Raw genomic sequence first — 6,153 nt, 5'->3', positions numbered from 1 at the left:
GACACCCGTAAACAACGGATGCGCCAGAACCACCCGATCCACCATGCCCTTCACCAACAGAGCATGCCCACCCGCTATCACGCACCAACTCGTAAAACCACGACATGAATGCCTCCGTCATGCCGGCACGAGGAGGCGCTGTGCTGTCCGCCCGTCCATCCCGAACTGCAGCGCCGTGATCTGATGCCCCGCGCCTTGCGGATCCGTCGTCCCCGGCCGTCCACTCGGCCCCATGCCGTATGGCACGAGCGGATCGTGATGCAGGGCGTAGTACGCGGTCACGAGCCGGGGACATCGATGAGGTCCTCGGGCCGCGCTGGCTCTCCCACGCGCTCGTTCGGCATCCTTCCGCTCCTCCAGATCGATCAGCGCGAGCAGTGCACGAGTCAGGATTGCTACTCGACCATGCTATGTACGGCTGCCTCTCCGTACGCACCCGAGCCGAGGGTTGTTCCCCTCGGGTATGCCCAGCGTGAGTCCGGGCACCCGCATTACATGGCGATTCTCCGAAAGTTGGCCCGTCCGATGCTGTCCGCCACGTTCATCACGGGTGGTTTCCAGGTACTGCGTCACCCCAAGAGCGCGGTGCCGTTGACCGAATCGGTGGCCGAGCCGTTGGCGGCCCGGGTCCCGGCGCTGCCCGAGGACCCCGAGCAACAAGCACGGATCATGGGCGCCGTCCAGGTCGGTGCTGGCGTGATGCTTGCCTTGGGCCGCTTCCCGCGCCTGTCGGCGTTGGCCCTGGCCACTACCCTGACCCCGACTGTGCTCGCCGGGCACTGGACGCTGGAGGATCCGGAGGAGTGTGCGCGGCAGCGGTTTGCCTTCTACAGGGACCTCTCCCTGCTCGGGGGACTGCTGATCGCGGTCGCCGACACGCACGGCAAGCCGTCCCTCGCCCGCCGCTCACGTCGCGCAGCGGTCGAGGGCCGCCGCTCCGCCCGCCGTGCGATCCACGAGGCAGCCACCAGCCGGACGGCCCGCACTCCGAGACTCTGACCACCTGGGAGGCGAGCACTCTCATGACGGACAGCCCGCGGCGCGACTGCGGCTCCTCCGGCTGAGCCGGCTTGGCCACCAGGCTTTTGGGCCGATGTCTGTGACGAGTGCTGGCACGAGGAGGGATCGGACGACCAGGGTGTCGAGCAGCACGCCGAAGGCGACGATGAAGGCGATCTGGACGAGGAACGCGAGGGGGATGACTGCCAGGGCGGCGAAGGTTGCGGCCAGGACCACGCCAGCGGAGGTGATGACCCCTCCCGTGGCGGTCAGGCCGCGCAGGACGCCCTCACGGGTGCCGTGTCGCAAAGATTCCTCACGCACACGTGACATCAGAAAGATGTTGTAGTCCACGCCGAGGGCTACGAGGAATACGAACCCGTACAACGGTACCGACGCGTCCGTGCCGGTGAATCCGAAGAGCCCCTGAAAGGCGAGAGACGAGACGCCCAGGGTGGCGAAGAAGTTCAGCGCCACGGTTGCCACCAGGAGTGCTGGCATCAGCAGGGAGCGGAGCAGCGCGATGAGGATGACCAGGATGATGGCGAGGACCACTGGTGTGATCACCATCAGGTCGCGACGGGAGGTCTCTTGGGTGTCGTACTGCTGCGCGGTGTAGCCGCCCACGACCGCTTTCGCCCCGGCGACGGCGTGGAGGGCCTGGCGGAGTTCGGACACCGTGTGTTTCGCGGCGTCGCTGTCCGCCGCGTCCTTGAGCGTCACCTCGACGAGCCCCTTGCCGTCGACGATGAGTGGCTTGCCCTGCTCTGGCCGTATCGCCGTGGTGAGAGGGGACGCGGAGGCGACGCCGTCGGTATTCCGGGCGGCTCGTACGGCATCGTCGAGGCCTTCCGCGTCGGCGATCACTACGGCTGGGTTTCCTGATCCGCCGGGGAAGTGTTGGCTCAAGGCTGATTGGGCAGCCACGGAGGGGGCGTCGTTGACAAAGATCTCGTCAAGGGGGACTCCCTTCGAGGTGAGGGTCGGTGCGAAGGCGGCGCAGGCAAGCAGGCCCGCCAGCGTCGTCGCCCAGACTTTGCGTGGCGCTCGGTCGACGAGAGCGGCGATCCTTGTCCAGATGCTTCTGCTTCTCGCGGTGTCCGTTGGCTCGGGGCGGGTGGGCCAGTATGCGCTGCGGCCGAGCAGGATGAGTACTGGGGGCAAGAAGGTCAGGGAGCTCAGCACGGCGCAGACGATTCCGATGGCGCCCACCGGCCCGAGGGCGCGGTTGTTCGTGAGGTCGCTCAGCAGGAGGGCGATCAGGCCGAGCGCGACGGTGGCGGCACTGGCGAGGATGGGTCCCGCAGATTGGCGCAGCGCTCCCCGAATGGCCTCGAAGCGGGTTTCGTGCCGAGTGAGTTCCTCGCGGAATCGTGCCGTGAGAAGCAGGGCGTAGTCGGTTGCCGCACCGATGACGAGGATGGAAAGGATGCCCTGGACCTGCCCGTCGACGCGGACGATGCCGCGGTCGGCGAGGGCGTACACCACGGCGCACGCCAGGCCGAGGGCGAATACAGCTCCGATGATGATGATGAAAGGAAGCAGCACGCTGCGGTACACGAGCAGCAGGATGACCAGCACCGCCGCGAGGGCGACGCCGAGCAGAAGGCCGTCGATACCGGCAAAAGCGTCGGACAGGTCGGCCTGGCTCGCGGCGGGTCCGGCGATGTGCACCGTCGTTTCTGGGACGGCCTCCGCGGCCGTACGAATTTTGCCGAGCGTGGACGGCAGCGCTCTGCCAAGATCCGGGCGCAGCGGGACAAAGCCCTGAAGTGCCTCACCGTCCTCGGAGGGCAGCGCGGGGGAGCTTGGGCCGGCGGTTCCAGGTGCGCCCGTGAACGAGGCGAGCACCTCAGTGGCGGACGCCCGCTGCTCGCTGGTCACATCCCGACCGGGCCGGGTGGTCCAGACGATAATTGCGGGAAGTGCCTCGTTCTGTCGGAAGCTCTTCTGGGCCTCGATGACCTTCGTGGACTCCGCATTCTGCGGAAGGAACGCTGCCTGGTCGTTAGTCGCGACCTCGCCGAGCTTGCCCGCATACGGTCCCAGCATGCCGCCGATACCGAGCCAGCAGAACAGCAGGGCGAAGGGAACGAGCCAGCGCACAAGGCGGGTAGGGCTGAACATGGCACTCCCGGTCCGATGTGTCTCAATGAAAATGTATCTTACTCATCAAGGTATTGGTGAGTAAGGGAACACTCGGCACTTCCGCCCACGTGCTCCCTCGGATGCAGCCGACCGTGATCTTCCCCGCGTACCCGGTCGACACGCGCCTCCCGCGCTCAGTCCCCCTTGTTGAGCCGCTCCAACTCGTCGCCAAGCGCCGCGAGCAACCGCAACGCGATACGCAGCTCGTGCGGGTCAAAGCCTTCCTGAGAGCGTGCGGTCGCCTCGGCCAGCGGCAGGAAATGCGCCCGGGCCGTCGTCTTTGCCGCGGCCAAATAGTGCAAGTGAACGACGCGCCGGTCAGAACTGTCCCGGACCCGCTGGATATGACCGGTTCGCTCCAATCGGTCCAAGCAGGCCGTCACAGCACCCGAAGTCAACCCGAGGCGTGCGCCCAGGCGGCTGGGAGTCAAAGGCGCCTTCGCATCCATGATCGTGGCCAGAGCCTGTACATCCGTCGGGTGCAAGCCCTGTTGTGAGGCGAACTCGTGAACGAAGCGGTTGATCTCGCCGGTCAGGCGACGCAACTGCACTGCGAAGGCCGCTAGCTCGAACCCCTCGACATCCGCAGCCTGCCCCGCCGGTCGGTCTTCTCTCGCCCTGGTCACACGCGCAGCCTATCCATCGAAGCCCCTCGAAGGTCCTGGCCCCTAGCGGGTGGTCAGAGGGGTGTCTTGGCGAGTGTGGAACGAGCACCCGTTCGCTCGCGCTGTGGATGCCGTCGCACGGCTGGCGCGCAAAACCCGCATACCCCTGCTTGTCGTCCCGGCCGGAGCGGCCCCTCCGGTGAACGGTTCTTGCGCAGCTAGAGATCTGCCGTGAGATCGCCGTGCCCACGACTGAGCCTGGGTGATCGATGAGAACAGCACTGGCCCGCCGTCCGGGGTGCTGAGCATGGTGCGGACGGCGCGGCTAGGAGCTGGCGAGCAGGCGTTCGAATGGTTGCCAGTCCAGGTGGGCGCCTTCGTGCCCGAGCGGTATGCGAGTACAGTTCGCGAGAGCCACCGTTGAAGGCCGTGGGTAGGATTGGGCTGGTACTGCTGGGACCAGTTCCACTGGAAGCGCATCGGCGGCGAAAAAGCCGCCCTGTGGGCCGCGGGCGACATGGCCGAACAAATGGCAACCACTGACCCACGCGGCATCTTCAACGAGCGTGAGATCGCCCAGCACCGCCGCCGCACCATGTCCACCAGCGGCATGAAAGCGCTGCTCCACCAAGCCAAAGCCGCCCCTGCCCTGAGCCTCGACCCCGACGTCCTCGACGGCGACGCCTATGCTCTCTGCACCCCAGCTGGCGTGGTGGACCTGCGCAATGGGCTCCTGCGCAAACCCGACCCCCTACGCGATCTCCACTCCCGCGCCACCAACGTAGCTCCCCAGGCCATCCCCACCCCTCGCTGGCACGCCTTCCTGGACGACACCTTCGGCGACGACGCCAAAGGCCAGGAGATGATCGCCTTCCTTCATTTGCTCCTGGGATACTCCATCACCGGCGACGTCGGCGCGCAGGTCCTGCCGTTCCTCTGGGACAAGGGCGCAAACGGCAAGTCCGTCCTCCTCGACGTCATGATCCAAATCATGGGTGACTACGCAGACGCTGCCCCACCCGGCTTCCTCATGGACAAAGGCAACTTTGCCGAACACTCCACCGAACTCACCGAGCTACACGGTCGACGCATCTTCGTCTGCAGTGAACTCAAGCCCAACGACAAGTTCGACGAGGCACGGGTCAAGCTCCTCACCGGCGGAGACAAAATCAAGGCACGTCGGATGAGGCAGGACTACTTCAGCTTTACCCCCACCCACAAGCTTTGGCTCCTCGGCAACCATCAACCCGAAGTCGGCACGGGTGGCCACGCCTTCTGGCGCCGTATCCGCCTCATCCCCTTCGATCGCGTTGTCCCCGCCGAGCGGAAAATCGACAACTTGGCCGGCGAGCTGGTCCAGGAGGAGGGCGCCGGCATCCTCCACTGGCTGATCCAAGGCGCCATGCGATATCTCTCCACCCGCGACCCCCTCGCTGGGCTGACCTCGGTACGGCTTGCCACCGCCGCCTACGAAACGACCGAGGACCACGTCGGCAGGTTCCTGTCCGAGTGCTGCACCCGCCAGGGCTCCGATACCGGAGAGCTCCGGGTCGAACAAGGACTGCTCTACGCCACCTACAGCCGTTGGTGCAGCTCTGAAGGCATCAGAGCCGATACCGCACGGGCCTTCGCCAGCCGCATCCGCCAGGAAGTCGGACTCGCATCGCCCGCAGAGATGCTGAAATCCAGCGGCAAGAAGTACTACCCCTCCGTCGCACTGCTACCAGACGATGACACCACCCGCTCTGACCCCCCGGCAGGTGTTCGACCATGAAACCAGGCGACCTGCCGCAGCGCTCGAGCTCGCCGTACCATGGAGAGAAGCCCCGTACTGCTGCATCGCGCACCGCCGGCAGACCCACTGCCGCCCCCAGCCCAGCCAACTACCGGCACAGCCACTCCACCCACACCGACAAGGAGCTGCGTCCATGAGCTCGCTGCTACACGAAAGCCAGCTCACACACGAGGCGAACGTGGTGTGGCTGGAAGACCTCGACAACCTCGACTACGTCCGTCAGGCACTCGACAAGAGCGCCCGCCGTAGTGGGAAACCCCGCTATGCCCGCGATGGACGCTTGGTCGGCTATGCCGAGCTTGACCAAGGAGCGGAGGCCAACCCCGACAGCGGCCTCTTCCAACGCCGGACCTTCTTTCTCTTGCCCCACGACCGCCCCAACGAGCCAGAAGGCCTCTACAAGGAAGGCGCACCCGGTGAGGCCGTCGATCCTAGGACCATCCAAGCGCGCTGCGTGGGGGAAAAGACCCCGCGTTCACAAGGAAAGCGCCGGAGCCAGATAGTGACCTCCTAGTACTGCAACCGCATGTGGCGTGACTGTCGGCGTTGTTGGTCGTTGGTCCGACAGTGTGATCAGTCGCTGACGGTGGAGCAGATCGAGTCGTG

4 protein-coding genes and 1 pseudogene are annotated in these 6,153 nt (G+C 65.8%); 3 read left to right on the top strand and 2 right to left on the bottom strand.

Translation table 11 applies throughout. The annotated features are described in order from the left end of the window. Positions 1 to 495: 495 nt before the first annotated feature. Entirely contained in the window at positions 496 to 999 is a 504-nt protein-coding gene (locus tag ABZ532_RS31110) for a DoxX family protein (RefSeq protein ID WP_361291253.1), read from the top strand. Positions 1,000 to 1,020: 21 nt separating this feature from the next. On the opposite strand, the gene ABZ532_RS31105 is transcribed toward ABZ532_RS31110, so the two are convergent. Together ABZ532_RS31105 and ABZ532_RS31100 are read right to left on the bottom strand one after the other, a co-directional pair. Beyond that, entirely contained in the window at positions 1,021 to 3,126 is a 2,106-nt protein-coding gene (locus ABZ532_RS31105) for an MMPL family transporter (RefSeq protein WP_361291250.1), read from the bottom strand. Positions 3,127 to 3,281: 155 nt separating this feature from the next. Then, the gene (locus ABZ532_RS31100) at positions 3,282 to 3,773 is read right to left on the bottom strand and encodes a MarR family winged helix-turn-helix transcriptional regulator (RefSeq protein WP_361291247.1); all 492 of its coding nucleotides are present in this window, start codon (positions 3,771 to 3,773) and stop codon (positions 3,282 to 3,284) included. 415 nt (positions 3,774 to 4,188) lie between these two features. On the opposite strand from ABZ532_RS31100, the pseudogene ABZ532_RS31095 reads away from it, so the two are divergent. Next, a pseudogene (locus ABZ532_RS31095) lies at positions 4,189 to 5,526 on the top strand (phage/plasmid primase, P4 family); the annotation flags it as partial. A 154-nt stretch (positions 5,527 to 5,680) separates the two neighbouring features. Next, a complete protein-coding gene (locus ABZ532_RS31090; RefSeq protein ID WP_361291244.1) occupies positions 5,681 to 6,061 on the top strand; it encodes a DUF6009 family protein in 381 nt (126 codons plus the stop codon). The last annotated feature ends 92 nt before the right edge of the window (positions 6,062 to 6,153 follow it).

The sequence above is a fragment of the Streptomyces sp. NPDC019396 genome (assembly GCF_040632375.1).
Taxonomy (GTDB): domain Bacteria; phylum Actinomycetota; class Actinomycetes; order Streptomycetales; family Streptomycetaceae; genus Streptomyces.
Note: the sequence above shows the minus strand (reverse complement) of the source record. Positions and strands in the feature narration are given on the sequence as shown.